The organism is Brevibacillus centrosporus (assembly GCF_003710815.1).
Taxonomy (GTDB): Bacteria; Bacillota; Bacilli; order Brevibacillales; family Brevibacillaceae; genus Brevibacillus; species Brevibacillus centrosporus.
In genome coordinates this window covers 219531-239758 of sequence record NZ_RHHP01000038.1, presented here as the reverse complement: position 1 = coordinate 239758, position 20228 = coordinate 219531, and the positions used below count along the sequence as shown (strand labels likewise).

The following is a 20228-nucleotide window of genomic DNA, read 5'->3' as shown; positions in this document are numbered from 1 at the left end:
TTTTCAAAGAGCATTTTTTGTTCATCGCCCAGAGGCGACTTTTTTAATTTACCACATTTCCAACCAGGAAATCAAGTGGTTTTTTCAAATTCTTTCGCTGCCATTTTTCGTAGAAGCAGCAGCGACGTTTGTTAATATAGCATGGATCACAAATCGAAGTCAACACTATTTAAAAAAATTCACCCAAGCAAAATAAAACAAGCCTCTAGTGCTCCCTCATCTTGCCCTGGGCAGACTACTTCCTGAAGGAATGAGCGCTGAACCATTTTCTCAATTAAAGAAGGAATCTCAATGTCTGCTGCCTGCACGGCAGGATGATTCATCAGCTCCTGCAAGCGCCACGGTCCCTCCTTTGTCTCCATCAGCTCAATCAAAAAACGAACCGATTCCTTCATACGTGATGTCACTGCGAATTCAATCGCAAGCACCAAGAGCTCAATCCGCTTTTCCAAAGTCTCTGCATTCATAGACAGTTCCTCATACAGCTTGTACACAGAGGAATCCAATTGTTTCACTTGAGACCATAGTGCCGGCTGAGGATACTCTCCCATTTCATATACAGTGAGGCGAGCCCATGCATGCAGCGCCTGTACAAAAGCATGGTAAGCATCCAAAGTAGAGCCTTGCTGCAGCCATTCTTTTGCTTCGTGGAAAAAATACAACAAGCGGGAATACTCTTTGCAGATGAGCCTTTTTTGCAGCGAATCAGTAAGTCGAAGCAACCGATGCCTCATCTGTCTCATATAACCGTCCCTATCAACAAGGATCTCTGCCTTTGCCACTATGTGTGCCAGCTTCTCATCCAAGCCGTAAGCCGCACTCTTTTCCAGCTGCCAAAAGCTGATCCATTGCTCAACGATCCATTGATTTTGAAAGAATATCCGCCGAATGCTGTTATCAGACTCAGGCTGGCTGGCAACAATCAAATAGAAGGCGCCATCGCGAAGGGGAAAATTGGGAAGCATAAGTACAGCTTGTACATCCAAACGCTTTTGAAGCAGTTCAAGGTACGTTTGTTGACTCTCTTCTGGCCTCATGTCCATGCGTTTTCCTCCCTGCCCCTGGGTTGAACATATGGATTCTACATGAGAACTCCTTTTCCTGCTTGTCAACAGACAAATCCTTAGTATGCTATACTGTAGGGTAGGAGGAATGATGATGAAGAAAACTGAACGTCTTAGCAAGATCAAACGCATGCGCACTTGGGGTAACTGGAGCATGGTGATCGGTATTTTGCTGATGTATACGGGGTACGCTTTCTTTGCTGGATACTTGGACTTTATTCCTTTTCTCGGCACCCTGTTCAAAGGTTCTCACGTCTTTATGACGTTGCTGTTGATCATTGGCTTTATCTTGACGATGGGCAGCACGGTTATGTTTATGATTTCCGGAATGGTATCTACCTCTGCTCCTCAGGTACAATGCCCATCGTGCCAAAAAGTTACGAAAATGCTCGGAAAAGAAGACGCCTGTATGTTTTGCGGACAACCACTACGTCTCGATGACGCACAACCTCAGCAAAACCAAAACCTTACACCACAAAAATAATGAAAGATCATGCAAAAGCCACCCGCTGCCCACGTCGAGCAACAGGTGGCTTATTTTCTTTCTAGGACGAGGGCTTCTCGTGCTGGCTGTTCAATCCATCTGAGACAGCCTTCCAAATCTCGGGCACCTCATAGCCACGACGCCAAGAAGCTACTCCCGCGAGATTGTACTTGTGCACAATGGCCATTCGTTTTTCTATAGAAGTCACGTCTTCCAGCCACATTTTATAGGTATTGCCATCCTTAGGATCCTGATACTGCACATAGTTCTGCCCGCTTGCCTCATCCAAAGTCGGAGTCAGCTTGCGTTCCTCGATCCACTCCAGCGCACGAGGCATCGACAGCGCCTTGGAGGATACCTTTACGCTTCCATCCGCTTGCTTGGTTTCCGTCCACAATCTCGTATAAAAAGGGACACCCAGCAGCAGCTTTTGATGGGGAACCTCCTCGAGTACCCCCTGCAATCCATTCTCCACCCACGGCAAGGATGCCACTGAACCTGCCTTTGGACTGGACGCCCAATGCTCGTCATAGGTCATGACCGCCATGTAGTCTACCACTTCTGCGAGGGCTTTTCGATCGAGGAACATCGACCAGGTTTCTGCGGTTGACTTGATTGTCACATCGATGGAAACTGTCAGCCCCTGTTCATGCAAATAGGGTGTCAGCTCGCGCACAAACTGGACGAGCTTTTGTTTTTCATCCAAATACACATTTTCAAAGTCAATGTTGATCCCGTCCAGATCGTACAGGTTGGCATAGTGAATGAGCTGGGCAATCAGCTTTTCCCGCTTGTCGTAGCTGCTGAGAACAGATTTCGTCCAGTCCGGGTTGAATCCGTTCGTGACCAATCCCCAGACCTGGTATCCCCTTTGATGCGCCCACTTCACATAGGCAGGATCAGCTTTATTCTGCAGTGTCCCTTCTGCATCCTTCATTTCAAACCACGTTGGCGAAACCACATTGACTCCTTTCATAGGCCCGATATCGGAAACATTTGGATTTTTACTCGTAACTTGTTCCCACACCAGATTGATTTTTTGTCCCAGCGGCTTCCAGACAGCCGTTTGTGTAGAGGATGCTGGGCGATCCAGACTTACCTTCCGTACCTGTGTTAGCTCCAGACTTTCTCGTGGAAGAAACCCCGCAATTCCATCACCGGTCAAAACCCGGTACCATTTGTCCGACTGTCCCAGTACATCCACTACAGCACCTGAGGAAAGCTCCGCTACGATCGGAGTACGCAGCGAAGCTCCTGTCCGAACGAGCTGAGGATCGTCATCCTGTACCACTTTTGCTTGCTGAATCGCATATCCGTCCTTTTCTACAGTAAGAGCTCCCGTCGCAGGCTTATGCGCAAAAGAATACGGATACAGCTTTTCCAAAGGCTCAAGCGGTACATAACGAATCCCATCTACTTCCTTTACGGGCACCTGCAGATTGACCGGCTGCTTGTTCAGATAGGCTACCACTTGTCCGCTTTCCATTCGCAGCACTTTGTCCTTCGTCGTAATGATGACGGAATGAGTAGGTTCGTCCCAGAAAATAGCGGGATCCAGCTTCTCCTGAATAAATGAGAACGGCAGCAAAATCTGATCCGCTTCCATCAGATAAGGAGTCTTCTCTACCTCACCCTGGTAAACGAGCGCGTGCTTCTCCCCGTTAAACGGCGAGACGTGCTCTGTTGACGCCCGCAAGACGAAGAACCAATAAATCCCTCCAAATATCGCCACAAAAAAGAGAATCAGCATAAGGAAAAACTGAAACACCCGCCTTCTACGCTTTTTGGGGCGGGCAGCCATCCCTAACTCCATACTCACAAGCTACGACCTCCTCTCAGACGGAACATATCCGAGAGTGATATCCGTCAATCTATTTCGTCTATTCTTTCTATGCCTGTTTGGGTACAAATCATTCACAACCTTCTGACATACTTCCTTTCAAAAGACGTTTGAAAAACGAAAACGTTACACCTTGGGATGCCTATGGCAAATATCGGCAAACAAAAACACCTTCGTCCTCAACTGATTTCCGGTTGATTCAGAAGGTGCTCTGTGTTGCAGTCCTGCAATTAGTGGGTGTTCTTTTGACAGGCTTCACAAACGCCATAAACTTCCATGCGATGGCCTGTAACGTGAAATCCGATGTCTTTCGCTGCTGATTCTTCCGCGTCCCGTAAGTATGGGAAATGAAAATCGCTGATCGACCCGCACTTCGAACAGATTGCGTGATAGTGATCTTCCTCCACATTTGCATCAAAACGGCTGGACGCATCCCCGTAAGTCAATTCAATAACTAACCCTGCATCTTTAAAGACACGGAGATTGTTATAAATCGTAGCAACGCTCATATTGGGGAATTTGCCTTCGAGGGCTTTGTATATTTCGTCAGCCGTCGGGTGAGTCATCGTCTCCAGCAAATAGGTCAAGATGGCATGGCGTTGAGGTGTCATTCGAACCCCGGTATTCTTCAGGATTTCTACAGCTTTCTCTACACGCTGTGTCATAACGTTACACCCCACAGTCTTTCGTAAGGACAAAAGAACAAGCATTTCTCATGTCATTGATTAGAATTACTATAAATAAGTGTACGTCTTGTGAGCGAAAACTGTCAATATCCATTCCGTTTATTTCCCGAATGAAGAAATTGGGAAACGGTTATGGCGTCTTCGCTTTGGTCTTTGCCTTCGGTTTTGCCTTCGGTTTTGCCTTCGGTTTTGCCTGCGGCTTTTTCCCTTCTGCGATCGCGTGCTTGCACATGGTTTGCAGCGGGCATTGACTGCATTGCGGGTTGCGGGCGGAACAGATCCGTCTGCCGTGCCAAATCAACCAATGATGAGCATCCGACCATTTTTCCCGGGGAATACGCTTCATCAGCTGACGCTCCACTTCGTCGACATTGTCGCTTTTGGCCAATCCCAAACGGTTTCCTACACGAAACACATGGGTATCTACTGCAATCGCCGGCACCCCATAGGCGTTGGACAAGACCACGTTAGCTGTCTTTCTCCCGACTCCCGGCAATGCCTCCAGCTCCTTGTGCGTTTGCGGCACTTCGCTATTGTATTTCTCGTACAAGATTCTACAGGTCTCTAAAATGTTTTTACTCTTATTCTTATACAGACCGAGCCCTTTTATATGCTCCTCCATTTCTTCCTGCGTCAAATGAAGGTAGTCTTCCGGTTTATTCAGTTTTTCAAACATCGGCGCCGTTATTTCATTCACCCGTTTATCTGTACACTGTGCTGACAAGATTGTGGCAATCAGAAGTTCAAACGGGGAGGTATAGTTCAACTCACAATGCGCGTCTGGATACAGCTGCTGCAGGGTATCCAATATTTCTTCGACTGGTACTTTGCGTTGTGCCATTCATATATCCCCCTTTTTCTCTCCATTATACCGTGGCTCGTCAACTCGGCAATCCAGGGAGCTTGTGGCGGGCTCATGTCCCCATGAAGTAAAATGGAGCTGGAAGAATATAACGGAGGGGAAATGCGGATGAAAGTATTTCTAACAGGTGCTACCGGTTTTGTGGGGAAAGGGATGTTGGCAAGGCTACGAGAGGAAGGGCATGATGTGGTTTGTCTCGTTCGCCCTGGATCAGAAACGAAACTAGGCTGTCACGATGAGGCTGCCGGCAAGATTACCTATGCTGCCAAAGACCTCTTTCATCCCGACTCACTCCACGAAGCAATGGCTGGCTGTGACGCCGTCATTCATCTGGTTGGGATCATCCGGGAGCAGCCAAAGAAAGGGGTCACGTTTCCGCGTATTCATATAGAAGGGACGAAAAATGTCGTGGAGGCAGCCAAACAAGCAGGGGTCAGTCGATTTGTCCATATGAGCGCTTTGGGAGCACGGGAGAATGCAACCAGCGCTTACCACAAAACGAAATACGAGGCGGAACAGATCGTTATCGCTAGCGGAATCCCTTTTGTCATCTTTCGTCCTTCGGTTATTTTCGGACCTGGCGACGAATTCGTTAACATGCTGGCCGATTTGGTCAGGCTGCCGGTGACTCCCGTTCTCGGAAGTGGTGCGTATCCTTTGCAGCCCGTTGCCAGAGAGACAGTCGCAGATGTGTTTGTCCAGGCCCTGTCTTCTCCTTCTGCTGCCAATCAAATTTTCGAAACAGGTGGACCTGAGGCCATCACCTACGAGCACATCTTGGATCATATCGGCGCTGCGGTCGGTAAGCGAAGTGTGCGGAAAATTCATATCCCTCTATCCCTGATGAAACCCGTCATCAATATAATGGAAGGCTTTCCTTTCTTCCCCATCACAAACACACAGCTCACTATGCTGCTGGAAGGAAACGCCTGCAAGGACTCAGAGCCGCTTTACACGACGTTCGACACACCTAAAATCGAGTTTCGCCAAGGGATTTCTCAGTATTTGTAAAGAAGGCAAAAGCTCGGCGACAGCGTTCATGCAAAAAGCCCCCGATCTCAATCGATCCGGGGCTTTTGATATTCTTTTACTATCGAATCTCCAGGACACCTTTTCCCCCGCGAAAAACATGAAGGAACGGAATCGTGCCAACCGTGACAAACCCGTAACGGCTGTACACCTTTTCTACTCGCTCATTAATTGGGCATACCCATAGCTCTGAGCTTTTGGATTGGATAAACTGTTCCTGCGCATGGCGGATCAAATGACCGATCAGACCGCGCCCGCGAAAAGCCGGCAGGGTCGCAACATTTTCAATCCGCACCACATCGTCAGCCCTCAGCAGACATAAGGAGGAGGCTGGTTCCCCTTCTACTCGCAGCAGGAAATGCTGAAAATCCGGATGGGCAAATTCTTGGGCAAAAGCCTTTTCCCGAACTTCCTTGCCACCAAACTCAGGGACAGACTCTACAAGCAGGCACTCCTCGTAGTTGGCAGCAGTAACAGGCTCGATGGTGACATAAGAATGCTCGTTCACCTGAGCCAGTTCCCCTTGCCAGATTTGTACAGGCGAGGGCAGCTCCTCAGTGCGGAAGCCTCGCTGCTCCAGCACTTCCACCAGCTTCTGCTGATTGGGGGCATCGTACAAATACAATCGGGGATGAATGCCTTTTTCCTCAAAAAACGGGATAATCTCGTCCGCAATCTCAGCTGCTTGCTGGAGGTCCGTTACCGCATTCGAAACATGGGCATGATTGGCATCATAATGCCCCGGATTCTCTTCATTCCAGAACAAGTAGCCCCACGATCGCTTTGCGTGATTGGAAAAGGCCCGTTTATAGGCTACGTCCGTCTGTTCAACGATAGACAGCAAATTCATTTGGAGCCTCCAGTCCGAATAATCCCACCGCTATTCATGCAGGGTCTGCTCTGCTGTTGCCGTTTGCTTGTTGATGTGGCGGGCGACAACGAACAAATAATCGGACAAGCGGTTCAAGTATTTCACTACGGATTGGTTGACCTGCTCTTGCTGTGCGACATGGACGGCCTTGCGTTCCGCACGCCGCACCATTGTACGCGAGACATGGAAAGCAGCTGCGGCTGGATGTCCACCGGGCAGCACGAAGTTGGTCAAAGCCGGCAAGTCTGCGTCCAGCTTATCGATCTGACCTTCCAGGAAAGTGACATCCTCTTCCCCAATCGGCCAGCCGACCTTCTTCCCCTCTGGAGTCGCCAGCTCCGCACCAACGTGAAACAGCTTGGTCTGAATGACATGAAAAACTTCTCGAAGCTCTTTCCAATCGACGGACTCCGGCAAGAGAGACAGCGCGAGTCCGATCTGCGAGTTAGCCTCATCGCATGTACCGTAAGCCTCTACACGATCTGCAAACTTAAGTACACGAACGCCAGCTACTAACGATGTCTCGCCTTTATCCCCTGTTTTGGTGTAAATTTTCATTCCAGCCCCTCCATCTTTCCCTTTATTTCCCTGGAAATCGACAATCTACAAAGCTTCTGCTACCAAAATCAACTCAGAACTGCTGGCATCAAAGGCTGTTTTGGCAAAGCTGCCATAGCGCTGTGTTACTTTGAAGCCATTTAGGCGCAGCAAGTGATGCAATTCAGTCGGGAAAATATACCGCAGCGTAAACCGACCCGTGACACGCTCTGTCATCACGCCGGCAGCGTTGGAGCGTTCATAAATCCGAGTCACTTCCGCCAATTGCTGAAAGTGATCGTAGCGCGTGTAATCCCACATCGCCACTTCATCGCCGTTCTCCATCCGATGCGTCCCACGCAAGGACATTTTCTCATTTTCCTCATTAAAATGCTGAATCTTCGGTACGAAAACATTCATGGCAAATTTGCCGCCCGGCGCCAGATGCTTGCGAATACAAGCCAGCGCCTTCATCTGCTCTTGGATGTGAAGCAGATGCAGAAAAGAGCGAAACGGAATCATGATCAAGGAGTACGTCTCGCCCAAGTCGAAGCTGCGCATGTCTCCCTGGAGGAGACGAACAGAATCTGCCACACCCAGCTCCTCTGCCTTTGCCTTCGCCCTATCCAGCATCGTTTGCGAAAGATCCAGCCCTGTCACGGGGATTCCCGCTTGAGCCAGCGGGAGGGTAATGCGCCCCGTCCCGCATCCGAGCTCAAGCACCTTGCCCCCCGCCTGTTTGGCCTGATCCATGTAATACTCCACATCGCCATTCAGTCCGCGTTGCGTCAAATCGTAATAGTCAGCCCAGTCATACATATTGCTCATGGCAACTCTCCTATGCTTGCAATTGTTCGGATTGCAGGTACGCCATTATCAGCTTGGCTGTGTTGTCGAGCGCTTCGCGGTGTGTACGCTCATGCGAGTGTGAAGCGTCTACCCCAGGTCCGATCAAGCCGTGGACAATGTCATAGCCAGCCCGCAATGCCGCACTTGCATCCGACCCGTAAAATGGATAAATGTCGACCTGATAATTCAAGCCTTCTGCTTCTGCCAGCTTCGTCAGATGGCTGCGCAGCCCATAGTGGTAAGGTCCAGACGAATCTTTCGCGCAGATGGAGACACAGTATTCGTCTGTTGTCTGACCATCGCCAATCGCGCCCATGTCCACTGCCAAATATTCAATGACATCAGAAGGAATGCTGGAGTTACCGCCGTAGCCGATTTCTTCGTTGTTGCTGATAAAGAAATGAGTCGTGTACGGCAGCTTTTTCCCAGACTCCTGCAGCTCTTTGAGAACGCCCAGCAAAATCGCCACGCTCGCCTTGTCGTCAATGTGGCGGGACTTCACAAAACCGCTCTCGGTGACGGTCACACGTGGGTCAAAGGACACGAAATCTCCGACAGAAATCCCCAGGTCGAGCACTTCTTGCTTGGTTTTTACCTTTTCATCCAGACGAACTTCCATGTTTTGATCGGTGCGCTCCGCTTTTCCCGCTTCTCGGCCATAAACATGAACTGACGCTTTGGTAGACAAAATAGTTCCTGAGATCAGTCGGCCGCTGCCAGTCTCTACGACGCAATGCTCCCCTTCAATCGCATTGAACTCAAATCCGCCAATCAGCGTCAGTTTCAGGCGTCCGTTCGATTTGATTTCTTTGACCATCGCACCTAGCGTATCCACGTGAGCGGTGAGCAGGCGCGCCTTATCCACGTTTGCTCCGGAAATCGTCGCCAGAATAGCGCCTTTGTTTGTACGCTTGAAAGCAACCCCCAGCTTTTCCAGCTCCTGCGCTACCCACGCCATGACCTTTGCCGTATTTCCCGACGGACTAGGAATGTTGGCCAGCTGACAAAAAGATTCAACGATATAGTCGTTAGATACACTCATGGATTTGGCCTCCTGATATCTTCTATATAATAGGACTATCTATGCTTGCAATTCTTCCTCGATAAATTGGAGCACCTCTTGGACATGCCCCTTCACTTTTACTTTCGTCCACGCCTTTGCGATATTTCCTTGTTTATCGATGACAAAGGTAGAGCGCTCGATGCCCATGTATTCTCTGCCGTACATCTTTTTCAGTACCCACACACCATATGCCTCTGCCACCTGATGCTCCGGGTCTGCCAACAGCGGAAACGGAAGCTCGTGCTTCGCCACAAATTTATCGTGAGACTTCACGCTGTCCGGACTGATTCCCAGAACGACCGTATCCAGCTGCTTGAACTTCGGATGGTAATCACGAAAATCACAGGCCTCTGTGGTGCATCCCGGTGTCATATCTTTGGGATAAAAATAGAGCACTACATTCTTTCCCCGGTAGGAAGAAAGTGAAATGGTCTGATTCTCATTCGCTTCCAGCGTAAAATCAGGTGCTGCCTGCCCAATGCCGGTCATGTTTATCCCTTCCTTCTATTCCCTTTTTCCACATTTACACGCTATCTCATTTTACCACAAGCTTACAGCCACTTCATCTCTATACACGTTGCGCTTTCTATCAGAAAACGATAGAATTGATTGATAGTATAGAGAACGACGAAAAATCAAAATTTGGCCTAGTCAGTTGGATGGTGAGAAATGGCATGAAAGAGATTTATGAAGTAACAGACCCAGAAGCACTAAAATCCCTAGCGATTGCCGAGCGCGTTAAAATTTTGGAGCTATTTGAGGACCTCGAGCCTCGAACAGCCAAACAAATCGCCACGGAGCTGGGTGAAAACGCTGCTCGTCTTCACTACCACGTGAAAGAGCTAGTTCGTGTCGGCTTGCTCGAGCAGGTGGATACACGCGTCAAAGGTTCCATTGTCGAAAAGTATTACGAACCAGTAGCCAAAGTGATTCAGGTCAAACTGCAAGTAATGATTGAGGAAAATGCTCAGCAATTGAGCGATGTGATGTTCACTCCTTTCCGCACCACGGAGAAGGATCTCATGCGGACCTTGAACCGTTTTGTTGCCAGCGATCAGGATGTGCGCAAGGAGTATAAGCATACATTCGCCTTCAATGCTCATGAATTTCATCTCAGTCAGGATGAGCGCAATCAGCTTGTCGAGGAAATCGGTGATTTGCTGCAAAAATACAAAGGCTTTAAAAGTGCGCCGGGACGCCGCAAATTCAAGTTTTTTGACGTGCTGTTCCCTCTGACACCTGCCGACCCTACTGACGATACGGATGAACCGTTCGAGGATTCCGACGAATAATCTCCGACATCATGAAAACCATCACGAACGATGGTTTTCTTTTTTTATTTAGAGAAGGTGGCTTTTCGCATGCGTACCATTCTGTTTGACTTCGATGGCACAGTAGCCGATACACTCCCCCTCATCTTTACCGCCTTTCGCTCGACCTTTCAGCGCTTTTTGCATAAGCACTACACAGATGAACAAATCATCGCCCTGTTTGGACCCACAGAGACGGGAATTGTAAAAAGGAATTGCCTCCCCACGAGCACGACTCCGGCTTGGAACACTTTTTTGCTGCCTATACAGATGAACATCTGTGTCTGCACAATCCTCCTGAAGTCACGCACATGCTGGATCAGCTTCGCAATGCCGGCTTTCAGCTTGGAATTGTGACGGGTAAAGGCAGCCGCAGTGCCGAAATCTCGATGCGGGAGTGGAAGCTGGACGAAGGAATCCTGCTCGCCATGCAAAAGCTGGGGGCAGACCCGAGAGAAGCAATCTATGTAGGAGACAGCGACGCAGATGTGATCGCAGGCCGTGCAGCCGGGTTGCAGACTGTCGGTGTCAACTGGCTTACCGTCACACAAAAGGGCGGAAGGTTGTGGCGGAGCCTTAGTTGCACGTATACCGGCTAAGAATTTTAGTAATTCTTACTGTACAAAAAAGGCATGCCACTATTGGATAGGGCACGCCTTTTTTCCATCGGTAAGGGCTTAGTAAGCTCGGCCAAACCAGACTGTATGCTGTGCTTTTTCACCGCAGCAGATGCAGGTTTCCTTGGTCATTGGTGGCTCAAAGGGAATATTGCGGGACGTGAATTTCGTCTCTTCCTTGACCTTCGCCTCGCACGCGTCATCTCCGCACCAGCCAGCCAGCACCCAGCCGCTGGTGACGTTTTCCTGCTCACTTTTTGCGATATGCGCAGTCAACTGCTCCATGGTATCGATCGTCAAATGGGAGTTCGCCTCGCGGAAAGCCAGCGCTTTTTGGAACATGTTTTGCTGAATTTCCTCGAGCAGATTCTGGATGGTTTCCACGATGCCATCGACTGCGACCGTGATTTTTTCACCAGTATCGCGGCGAGCGAGAATGACTTGCCCGTTCTCGACATCGCGCGGTCCCATTTCCAGACGCACAGGCACCCCGCGCATTTCCCACTCGTTGAACTTCCAACCTGGTGTCTCTTCCCGCAAATCAGCACGCACACGGACACCGGAAGCCTTGATGGTATCGAAGAGCGGATCAAACGCCCCCATCACCTTTTCGCGCAGCTTCATCGGTCCGACCGGGATCATAATCACTTGCGTCGGTGCCATTCTTGGCGGTAAGGACAAACCGCGGTCATCACCATGCACCATGATCATCGAGCCGATCAGCCGAGTCGAGCTGCCCCATGACGTCGTATGCACGTATTTAAACGTATTGTCGCGATCGAGGAACTTGATTTCAAAGCCGCGTGCAAAATTGTCGCCCAAGTAGTGCGAAGTACCAGCCTGCACCGCTTTGCCGTCCTTCATCATCGCTTCGATGGAGTACGTATCAACAGCACCGGCGAAGCGCTCACTTGGAGTTTTTTGCCCTTTCCACACGGGAATCGCCAGCTCCTGCTCCACGACTTCGCGATAGATCTCCAGCATTTGCATGGTCTCTTCGCGCGCTTCCTCTTCTGTCGCATGAGCCGTATGCCCTTCCTGCCAGAGGAATTCGGAGGTCCGCAAAAACGGCATGGTTCGCTTTTCCCAGCGGAAGACGTTTGCCCACTGATTGATCAGGACAGGCAGATCACGATAGCTCTGGATCCATTGGCTGTACATATGGCCGATGATCGTCTCGGACGTTGGACGCAGTGCCAGCCTTTCCTCCAAAGGTTCACCGCCTGCTTCTGTCACCCACGGCAGCTCTGGATTGAAGCCCTCGATATGCTCTTTTTCTTTTTGCATGAAGGACTCAGGAATCAGCATGGGGAAATAAGCGTTTCGGTGTCCGGTTTCCTTGAAGCGCTTGTTCATTGCTTCCTGAATCCGTTCCCACAGCTCAAACCCTTCCGGCTTGAACACGATACATCCGCGAACGGGAGTGTAATCCATCAGGTCCGCTTTTTTGATCGTGTCGATGTACCAGCGTGAGAAGTCCTCCGATTGTGGCGTAATTTCCTTCACAAATGCCTTTTCCTCTTTCATCCTTCTACAGCTCCTTTTTCTTAAATGAACGCGAATGAAATGCAAAAAATCCCCCATCCCACATAGGGACGGAGGATCAAACATCCGCGGTACCACCCTGATTGACACAGCAAAAAGCTGCGTCCACTCAAAGTCCCGATAACGGCGGGGCATCCGGCACGGCTCATCGCCAGCGGCTTCAGGATGGGGTGCAGTTCTGCCTTCGTATCGACCTTCCAGACTAGGGCCGACTCTCTGGGACGTAGCGAGGTACTGCGGGTCCTTTCATAGCCTTTATTCGTTAAAACTATATTAGTTAAATATCTTAGCAAGTCAACGACTGATTGTCAATTTGTGGCACGCGGATTCAAACGACTGCCTAGCTTGACGTATACCGGATAAGCGACCAGCGAGAGCATCGCTCCTTTGAAAATGTTGAAAGGAACGATTCCGTACAGGACAAGCGACCATACGCTTGTGGCTCCAAAGGTAGACAGCAGCGTTTCCATTGGCATTTGATACAGGGCCGCGTAGGCAGGGAGCAGGAAGAAAGCATTGGCTACAGCCATCACTGCGCTCATCAGCAAAGTCCCCAGAGCAAGCCCCAGCAAGAAGCCTTTTTTTCCTTGGCCCAATCGCTGCATCGATACCGCTACAAGGATAAAGCTGGCACCTGCTACGACGTTGGCAAGCTCCCCGATCAAGAGGCCGTCTGTATTTTTAAACAGCATGTGCAGCGCATTTTTCAAAACTTCCACGATGATCCCAGCCACTGGACCGTACATGAGTCCGCCAATCAAAGCAGGCAGCGTACTGAAATCCAGCTTCAGAAAGCTCGGCATCAGTGGAATGGGAAATTCCAGATACTGCAGGATGAAGGCAACGGCCGCCAGCATGGGAATCGTCACCAGCTTTTGGGTTGACCTCGTAGAGTGTAATGCTGTTTCTTTCATGTGTACCATCTCCTCATTTTTTCTCCTTCTTGAGGAATGGCAACAGTGATCGTGAACCCACACATCCTGAACCTTGTGCAAACGAAAACAAGCCCCGAGGAAAGAAAGATCCTCAGGGCTTTTTGCAGGCGCATGACAATTCCTGATGCAAAAATAAGTACGAGAAACAGAAGGGCTGCGAAAGATCAATCGCCCCTTATCCCGTTTGCACAGGGAAACAAGCACGTGTGGTAACGTACTGTCGTCATCCTTCTCCCATCCAGACTGTACTGTCGGCTCTGGAATCGCACCAGATCCTGCACTCCCTGCTGTGTATCAGCTCGGGAGGCTCGCGGGCTTACATGCAATTTTGCATGATCACCGCCGGTCGGGAATTTCACCCTGCCCCGAAGGAATGTGTTTGTTGTTGTATACAGCATATTATACTGCTGATTTTTTATTTGACAATAGTTGAAAATGCGATTTTGGCATTTTCCGATGTTTTTTGTAGGAATTACAAACAAAAAGAAAGAGCGGGCTAGGAACCCGCTCCTCTATACTTACTCACTCCAATATTCCAGACCAGAAGCCCGATGCCAAAGAAAATGACAGCCACCACCGGAGTCATGGCTGCATAAATGTACCACGTCTCTTTTCGCAAAAAGTAGGCGGCTGGATAGACACCGACAAAAGCAAACGGCAAGATGTACGTCAGCACGAACCGAATGATCTTGTTGTAAACGTCTACCGGATAGCGCCCGTACTGCTGGATGTTGTAAATCATCGGAGAAATCCCCGTCCGAGAGTCGGAGAAAAAGCTGATCGCAGAAACAGCTGTGTATACCCCGCCATAGATCAATGCTCCACTGACGGATAGCACGATAAAGATGATCGGGTCGTACCAGTAAAAATCGAGCTTCAGCTGAATCGCTGCGTATCCCATGATGATCAGGCCGGAAATTACCCCGAAAATCCTGTCAGGTGCGATGGACTCCAGACACACTTGCGCCAAATTGTGCACAGGTCTCGTCAAAATCCGGTCCATTTCTCCGCGGATAATGTAGCGCTCGTTGAAATCCCAGAATCCGAAGAAGATGGAAAACAGCGCATACGGCACCAGGAAGAATCCATAGATAAAGATGATCTCATCGCGTGACCAGCCACCCATGAGCGGAACGTGCTGGAACACGACGATAATGAACACGAGGTTGATCAATTCGGAGATCAGATTCGATGCCAGATCGCCTAAGAAGTCTGCGCGATACGCAAGCCTAGTCTTGAAATACTGGCTTAAGTAATCCGCGAAAATACTGTAAATGTGTTTTGCATTTTGCATGATCTCTACCCTCCCTGTACGACGAGCCGGCTGCGAGCCATACGCCATAAAATCAGGATCGGGATCAAAATCACAACCATCCAGATCACTTGAAATCCAATCAGCTGCCATGCTCTTGCAGCCGAGGTCACACCAGTGAAAATGAGGCTGGGGTAGTAGTTGATCGCTTGGAAAGGTAAAAAGCCCATCAGCGTTTGCGCCCATCCTGGAAAGAAGCTGATCGGCAGAACCAAGCCAGACATCAGGTCGACAATGACCCGTTTTGCACGAATCATCCCGTCATTGCGGAACATGAAAAACGTCAGAAGTCCAGTCAGCAGGTTCACCTGCGTATTGATCAAAAAGGCGAACAGCAAGCTGAGCAGATAAAGTCCCCAGCCCTGAGCGGTCGCTGGGAAGTGGAACGGAATGATCAGGCTGATCAAAAAGATCCCCGGTCCTGCAAAAAACAAAAAGCGAAAGATTCCTTCGCCAAATGCCTGTGCCGTTTTCACGGAAAGGTAGTTGTACGGCCGGATCATTTCGATCGCAACCTTCCCTTCCCGCACGTCTTGGGCGATTTCCATATCGATGTTGTTGAAATAAAAGGCCCGGGACATCCAGGCGATCGCCACGTAAGAGGTCATCTGCGCTACAGACAGCCCGCCCAGCTGCTGCTGTCCACCGTAAATAGCCCCCCACAAAAAGTAATACGCCCCGATGTTAATGGCGTAAATGATGATGCCACTGTAATAGTTGACCCGGTAGGCCAGCATGGTTAAAAAGCGCATGCGAATCAGTTCCATGTAAAACTTATGCATGACTCGCTACCTCGCCGTCCGTCCGGTAAATGTTGCGCACGATGTCCTCTGTGCTGGTCTCCATGATCTTCACATCACTCACATCAAACGATGCCATGACCGTGGACAAAACAAACGGCAGCATTTCCTGACTGCGCGGCACCTGCACCCGCAGCGAATAATCGTTGATTTGTTCGATCGTACAGGGCATATCCCCTAAAACGTTTCGCAGCTCGGAAGCCTTGGTGCGCTTTTTCATCTGGAAGGATACCTCTGTCCCATTTCCCCAATGCTCTTTCAAATCACTGAGCAGACCGTCGAAAATCAGCTTGCCTTTATCCATGACCAGCACTCGCTTGCAGAGCGCCTCAATATCGGAAACGTCATGCGTCGTCAGCAAAATGGTCATTTTTTCCGTCTCATTCAAATTGCGCAGAAACTCGCGGATCTTTTGTTTGACCAGAACGTCCAGTCCGACCGTCGGCTCATCGAGAAACAGCAGGCGTGGCTTGTGGATCAACGATGCTGCTACCTCACAGCGCATCCGCTGCCCCAGGCTAAGCTTGCGAACGGGCTGACTTACGAAGGAACCTATATCTAGCTCCTCGATCAGCCGCTCCAGCCACTTCTCGCCCGCTGTGTCATCGACCTTGTAGACGCTTTTGAGCAAACGGAAGGACTCCAGTGGGGACAAGTCCCACCAGAGCTGGGAGCGCTGGCCAAATACGACACCGATGGAGCGTACGTAATCCTCGCGCTCTTTGAATGGAACAAAGCCATTGATGACGATATCTCCGCTGCTCGGCGTGAGAATGCCCGTCAGCATTTTGATCGTCGTCGATTTGCCCGCGCCATTTTCCCCGATCAGCGCGAACATTTCCCCTTCTTCCACCGTAAAAGACAGATTATCCACTGCTTTCACCGTCTTGTATTCACGGCTGAACAAATCACGAAAAGCACCACCTAATCCGGCTCGGGACTGGTGAATGCGAAACTCCTTTTGCAGCTGCTTCACTTGAATCATGGTTTACCTTCCTTTTGTGTCTCTTTCGGTTGCATTCCATCTGTTAGTGTATATGACAGGCTATGAATGTGCAAAATTCAATGTGCTGGAAATTCATTCACTCAAGTGCAGGACGATTCCGGTTTTGTCATCCGATTTTTTGAAGCGTACATAGCGGACGCATTCCGGATCGCTGTTTTCCAGCGTTATTAAGTCGTCTGCATACCTTTGTAGTCCTTTGTGAACAATCGGAATCACCGTCTCCTCCCATCTTGGCTCGGCTCCTCCATAGGGGCGAGGCATGAACAAGCCATCTGTCAAAAGCACAAGGGCTCGTAGCTGGGTACGGTTGATTCGTCCAGACTCTATAAAGTCAGGACAGGCAGATTCTCCATTGAGGACACCATATCCACCTTCTGTATTGGCCTGATAGCGGTTGGAAATAAGGATGTCACGACAGTGCTCCATCAGCTCCGAGTGCTGACGGATACCTGCGGAAATACAGGACTCCCATTTTGCGAAGGCAGCCTGCTCTAAATGACTGACTTGCGGGTGTGTAAGGGGGCGTACCGTATCGTCTGCATAAACAGCAAAAATCATGCAATCCCCGGTTTGGGCATAATCGATAAATTTATCCTCTACGCGAACAATCGCACACGCTGCTCCCCAAAGGGCTTCTTTTTTCTCCAGATTGATCCGGTCATTGCGCATACAGGCGTAGAGCCTTTCGTTCGCTGCAGCCAACAGCTCCGGTAAGCTCTGCTCCCCATTTTCTTCCTCCAGATGCTCCTTCACGATTTGGGCCGCAATCGCACCTCCAGTCAGCCCGTCTGCATTTTCATACGGAACGAGCGAAGACACCCCATCCACAACTGCAAAAAGATGCTTCGTCTGATTCGTGACGTACGCATCCTCATTCATCCTGCCGCTGCCGGCGACGCATAGGCATTCCATTTTCATCGTGACATTCGCCTTCTTTCCCCATATTCAGTTGCTGGAAAATTGTATCATTTTTCCTTTTCCCCTTCCAGACATCTCCGTGCATACCCACCTTTTCTTTGGCTGTGGTAAGATAGGGAAGACCTTTTGGACAGAAAGAGGGAAAAAGAATGAACCGTGAAAAATCCGCACACCTGCACCAACAAGCCATGGATGTGATTCTGGGAGGCGTCAACAGCCCATCCCGCTCCTTCAAGGCTGTAGGAGGCGGTGCCCCCGTCACCATGGAACGCGCCCAGGGAGCGTATTTCTGGGACGTGGACGGAAATCGATACATTGACTATTTGGCAGCCTATGGCCCCATCATCACAGGCCACGCCCATCCTCATGTAACTCAAGCCATTTGCGAAGCAGCAGCAAACGGTACGCTGTACGGAACTCCTACTCCTTGGGAAGTGAAGTTTGCCGGTATGATCCGCGAAGCGATTCCTTCCATGGAGCGCATCCGCTTTAACAACTCCGGTACGGAAGCCGTCATGACGTGCATCCGTGTCGCACGCGCCTACACAGGCCGTGTCAAAATCATCAAATTTGCCGGCTGCTATCACGGCCACTCTGATCTCGTCCTGGTAGCGGCGGGATCTGGGCCTTCCACGCTCGGCATTCCGGATAGCGCGGGTATTCCGCAAAGCATCGCCAACGAAGTGATTACCGTACCGTTCAACGACGTCGATGCATTTGCAGATGCGATGAAACGCTGGGGCAGTGAGACAGCAGCCGTTCTCGTCGAGCCAATCGTTGGAAACTTCGGTATCGTGACGCCAGAGCCAGGCTTTTTGGAAGCTGTCAATCGAATCACGCATGAAGCCGGTGCGCTCGTCGTTTACGATGAAGTGATTACGGCTTTCCGCTTCGGCTACGGCGGAGCGCAAAATCTGCTCGGAGTCGAGCCAGATCTGACTGCTTTGGGGAAAATTATCGGGGGTGGCTTACCGATCGGAGCTTACGGTGGCCGCAAAGAAATCATGGAGCAGGTCGCTCCACTGGGACCTGCTTATCAAGCCGGAACCATGGCGGGTAACCCAGCTTCTATCCGCGCCGGCATCGCGTGCCTGGAGGTATTGAAGCAGCCAGGCGTGTACGACGAGTTCGAGCGTTTGGGTGCCATGCTGGAAGCTGGAATTCGCCAAGCAGCAGAGAAGCACGATGTAACCATCCAGCTCAACCGCGTCAAAGGCGCTATGGCGGTGTACTTTACGGACGAGCCGGTACACGATTACGATGCAGCTCAAAAAGCAGATGGTGAGCTGTTCGCCCGTTTCTTCCGCCTGATGCTGGATGAAGGCATTTGCCTGGCTCCATCCAAATACGAAGCCTGGTTCGTTACTACTGCACATACGGAAGAAGACATTCGTGAAACGATCGCAGCAGTGGATCGTTCCTTTGCCGCCATGAGCGGAAAATAAAGTGGCTTCAAAAGGAAAGAGGCAGTCAGGAAATCTTCTGATTGCCTCTTCTTTGTGTGTATTTATCGTCATGTTACCTTCTGCAAAACAGGCTAGGGACGAGTACCAATCACAATCGTAGCGTCAAGCTCTGGATCCGTTGCCACCTGTGGAATGAATCCGCTGCTTTTGAAGATATCGACCGTCTTCGGCACCTGTCGTTCACTCGTCTCAACCAATACGTGACCACCCGGAACCAGCCAGCGTGCAGCTTCGCCTGCCACTCGCCGCATTACATCCAGCCCATCCTCTCCTCCGTTTAAGGCTACAGACGCTTCGTATATTCGCGCCTCTGGGGGAAGCAACCTGATCGACTGGGTTGGTACGTAGGGTACATTGGCTTCGAGGACGTCGACACAGCTGAGAAGTGTGGCGGGCAGAGGTTCAAAAAGGTCACCTTCGTAGACGCGACCACCCGTGATTGCGATGTTCCTTTGCGCGCACCTTACTGCGGCGGGATCGAGGTCCACTGCATGCAGCTCGATCCTCTCTACATGTAAGGCTAGTACGGCCCCCAGCGCCCCTGATCCGCAGCACAGGTCGACCACTACGTTTCCTGGGCGGGCAAGGGCGATCGCTTGTCGGACGAGAAACGCGGTACGCTTGCGGGGTACAAAAACTCCAGCGTCCACAGCGACCCTCAAACCACAGAATTCGGCCCAGCCAAGAATGTGTTCGAGAGGCAAGCCTGCAATCCTTTGCTCTACCATATCATCGAGCTCAGCATAGGTCCGCGCTGCTGAGATAAGCAATTGGGCCTCTTCCTCTGCGAAGACACAGCCGGCAGCACGGAGCTTGTTTTCGATCATTTTAGAAATGAATCATCTACTCCTACTGTAAATTTTTAGGTACTCCCTTTCATTTCGTGAATTTCACAAAAAATCCTGTCAAGCCGGTGATCCATCAGACACTACCCACGTAAGCCATATCAAAACGTACTCAGGGAACGGTTTCCTATGCCATGATCCAAGCCTTTCGGGAATACTACTCATGCAGTTACCCAAGAGGAGGGATCC

General features: G+C 50.3%; 23 protein-coding genes and 1 riboswitch. Of the genes, 7 read left to right on the top strand and 16 right to left on the bottom strand.

What is annotated here, in order from left to right; translation table 11 throughout:
- The coding region (locus tag EDM55_RS30655; RefSeq protein WP_221175504.1) for a hypothetical protein at window positions 1–196 on the top strand (196 nt) is incomplete at its 5' end.
- Here the strand turns inward: EDM55_RS30655 and EDM55_RS25650 are convergent.
- Entirely contained in the window at window positions 180–1043 is an 864-nt protein-coding gene (locus EDM55_RS25650; RefSeq protein ID WP_092266988.1) for a hypothetical protein, read from the bottom strand. The two genes, EDM55_RS30655 and EDM55_RS25650, sit on opposite strands and share 17 nt — an antisense overlap.
- A gap of 115 nt (window positions 1044–1158) precedes the next feature.
- On the opposite strand from EDM55_RS25650, the gene EDM55_RS25645 reads away from it, so the two are divergent.
- A complete protein-coding gene (locus EDM55_RS25645) occupies window positions 1159–1548 on the top strand; it encodes a YgzB family protein (RefSeq protein ID WP_092266989.1) in 390 nt (129 codons plus the stop codon).
- Window positions 1549–1609: 61 nt separating this feature from the next.
- Here the strand turns inward: EDM55_RS25645 and EDM55_RS25640 are convergent, their stop codons facing one another.
- From EDM55_RS25640 to nth, 3 genes are all read right to left on the bottom strand, one after another.
- On the bottom strand, window positions 1610–3367 hold the full coding sequence (locus EDM55_RS25640; RefSeq protein WP_373863373.1) for a glycosyl hydrolase family 18 protein: 1758 nt from the start codon (window positions 3365–3367) through the stop codon (window positions 1610–1612).
- Between the two features lie 251 nt (window positions 3368–3618).
- Window positions 3619–4053, bottom strand: coding sequence for a peroxide-responsive transcriptional repressor PerR (gene perR, locus EDM55_RS25635; protein ID WP_092266990.1), 435 nt, complete (start codon window positions 4051–4053; stop codon window positions 3619–3621).
- Window positions 4054–4204: 151 nt separating this feature from the next.
- Window positions 4205–4915, bottom strand: a complete 711-nt coding sequence (nth, locus tag EDM55_RS25630; RefSeq protein ID WP_122961681.1) for an endonuclease III — start codon at window positions 4913–4915, stop codon at window positions 4205–4207.
- A 129-nt stretch (window positions 4916–5044) separates the two neighbouring features.
- Here nth and EDM55_RS25625 point away from each other — a divergent pair, with 129 nt between their 5' ends.
- Complete coding sequence (locus EDM55_RS25625; RefSeq protein ID WP_092267471.1) at window positions 5045–5947, top strand: complex I NDUFA9 subunit family protein; 903 nt, start codon at window positions 5045–5047, stop codon at window positions 5945–5947.
- Window positions 5948–6026: 79 nt separating this feature from the next.
- Here the strand turns inward: EDM55_RS25625 and EDM55_RS25620 are convergent, their stop codons facing one another.
- Genes EDM55_RS25620 through bcp form a run of 5 tightly spaced genes read right to left on the bottom strand, consistent with a single transcriptional unit; the run spans window position 6027 to window position 9774 of the window.
- Window positions 6027–6815, bottom strand: coding sequence for a GNAT family N-acetyltransferase (locus EDM55_RS25620; RefSeq protein ID WP_122961680.1), 789 nt, complete (start codon window positions 6813–6815; stop codon window positions 6027–6029).
- A gap of 30 nt (window positions 6816–6845) precedes the next feature.
- Window positions 6846–7394, bottom strand: a complete 549-nt coding sequence (locus EDM55_RS25615) for a cob(I)yrinic acid a,c-diamide adenosyltransferase (RefSeq protein ID WP_092266993.1) — start codon at window positions 7392–7394, stop codon at window positions 6846–6848.
- A gap of 45 nt (window positions 7395–7439) precedes the next feature.
- The gene (locus EDM55_RS25610) at window positions 7440–8201 is read right to left on the bottom strand and encodes a class I SAM-dependent methyltransferase (RefSeq protein WP_092266994.1); all 762 of its coding nucleotides are present in this window, start codon (window positions 8199–8201) and stop codon (window positions 7440–7442) included.
- Between the two features lie 10 nt (window positions 8202–8211).
- Window positions 8212–9264 (bottom strand): M42 family metallopeptidase, encoded by a 1053-nt coding sequence (locus EDM55_RS25605; protein WP_122961679.1) that lies wholly within the window; start codon window positions 9262–9264, stop codon window positions 8212–8214.
- 39 nt (window positions 9265–9303) lie between these two features.
- Window positions 9304–9774 (bottom strand): thioredoxin-dependent thiol peroxidase, encoded by a 471-nt coding sequence (gene bcp, locus EDM55_RS25600; protein ID WP_092266996.1) that lies wholly within the window; start codon window positions 9772–9774, stop codon window positions 9304–9306.
- A gap of 185 nt (window positions 9775–9959) precedes the next feature.
- Here bcp and EDM55_RS25595 point away from each other — a divergent pair, with 185 nt between their 5' ends.
- The 3 genes from EDM55_RS25595 to EDM55_RS25590 are packed head-to-tail and all read left to right on the top strand — an operon-like array spanning window position 9960 to window position 11194.
- Window positions 9960–10577, top strand: coding sequence for a winged helix-turn-helix domain-containing protein (locus EDM55_RS25595; RefSeq protein ID WP_092266997.1), 618 nt, complete (start codon window positions 9960–9962; stop codon window positions 10575–10577).
- Window positions 10578–10607: 30 nt separating this feature from the next.
- Complete coding sequence (locus EDM55_RS31180) at window positions 10608–10952, top strand: HAD family hydrolase (RefSeq protein ID WP_307723966.1); 345 nt, start codon at window positions 10608–10610, stop codon at window positions 10950–10952.
- Window positions 10838–11194 (top strand): HAD family hydrolase, encoded by a 357-nt coding sequence (locus EDM55_RS25590; RefSeq protein ID WP_246071117.1) that lies wholly within the window; start codon window positions 10838–10840, stop codon window positions 11192–11194. Before EDM55_RS31180 ends, EDM55_RS25590 begins: the two co-directional genes overlap by 115 nt.
- 78 nt (window positions 11195–11272) lie before the next feature.
- On the opposite strand, the gene proS is transcribed toward EDM55_RS25590, so the two are convergent.
- The 6 genes from proS to EDM55_RS25560 form a co-directional block, all read right to left on the bottom strand.
- Window positions 11273–12739, bottom strand: coding sequence for a proline--tRNA ligase (gene proS / locus EDM55_RS25585; RefSeq protein WP_122961678.1), 1467 nt, complete (start codon window positions 12737–12739; stop codon window positions 11273–11275).
- A gap of 326 nt (window positions 12740–13065) precedes the next feature.
- Window positions 13066–13671 (bottom strand): ECF transporter S component, encoded by a 606-nt coding sequence (locus tag EDM55_RS25580; RefSeq protein WP_122924901.1) that lies wholly within the window; start codon window positions 13669–13671, stop codon window positions 13066–13068.
- A gap of 243 nt (window positions 13672–13914) precedes the next feature.
- A riboswitch (FMN riboswitch) is annotated at window positions 13915–14069 on the bottom strand.
- Between the two features lie 119 nt (window positions 14070–14188).
- Window positions 14189–14986: an ABC transporter permease gene (locus EDM55_RS25575; protein WP_122961677.1), complete on the bottom strand. Its 798-nt coding sequence runs from the start codon at window positions 14984–14986 to the stop codon at window positions 14189–14191.
- 5 nt (window positions 14987–14991) lie between these two features.
- Window positions 14992–15786 (bottom strand): ABC transporter permease, encoded by a 795-nt coding sequence (locus EDM55_RS25570; RefSeq protein ID WP_122961676.1) that lies wholly within the window; start codon window positions 15784–15786, stop codon window positions 14992–14994.
- Complete coding sequence (locus tag EDM55_RS25565; RefSeq protein WP_122961675.1) at window positions 15779–16789, bottom strand: ABC transporter ATP-binding protein; 1011 nt, start codon at window positions 16787–16789, stop codon at window positions 15779–15781. The genes EDM55_RS25570 and EDM55_RS25565 overlap by 8 nt, the downstream gene beginning before the upstream one ends.
- Window positions 16790–16882: 93 nt before the next feature.
- Complete coding sequence (locus EDM55_RS25560) at window positions 16883–17728, bottom strand: protein phosphatase 2C domain-containing protein (protein ID WP_122961674.1); 846 nt, start codon at window positions 17726–17728, stop codon at window positions 16883–16885.
- 149 nt (window positions 17729–17877) lie between these two features.
- Between EDM55_RS25560 and EDM55_RS25555 the strand changes: the two genes are divergently transcribed.
- Window positions 17878–19173: a glutamate-1-semialdehyde 2,1-aminomutase gene (locus tag EDM55_RS25555; protein WP_122961673.1), complete on the top strand. Its 1296-nt coding sequence runs from the start codon at window positions 17878–17880 to the stop codon at window positions 19171–19173.
- Window positions 19174–19265: 92 nt separating this feature from the next.
- On the opposite strand, the gene EDM55_RS25550 is transcribed toward EDM55_RS25555, so the two are convergent.
- The gene (locus EDM55_RS25550) at window positions 19266–20021 is read right to left on the bottom strand and encodes a putative protein N(5)-glutamine methyltransferase (RefSeq protein WP_122961672.1); all 756 of its coding nucleotides are present in this window, start codon (window positions 20019–20021) and stop codon (window positions 19266–19268) included.
- Between the last annotated feature and the right edge of the window lie 207 nt (window positions 20022–20228).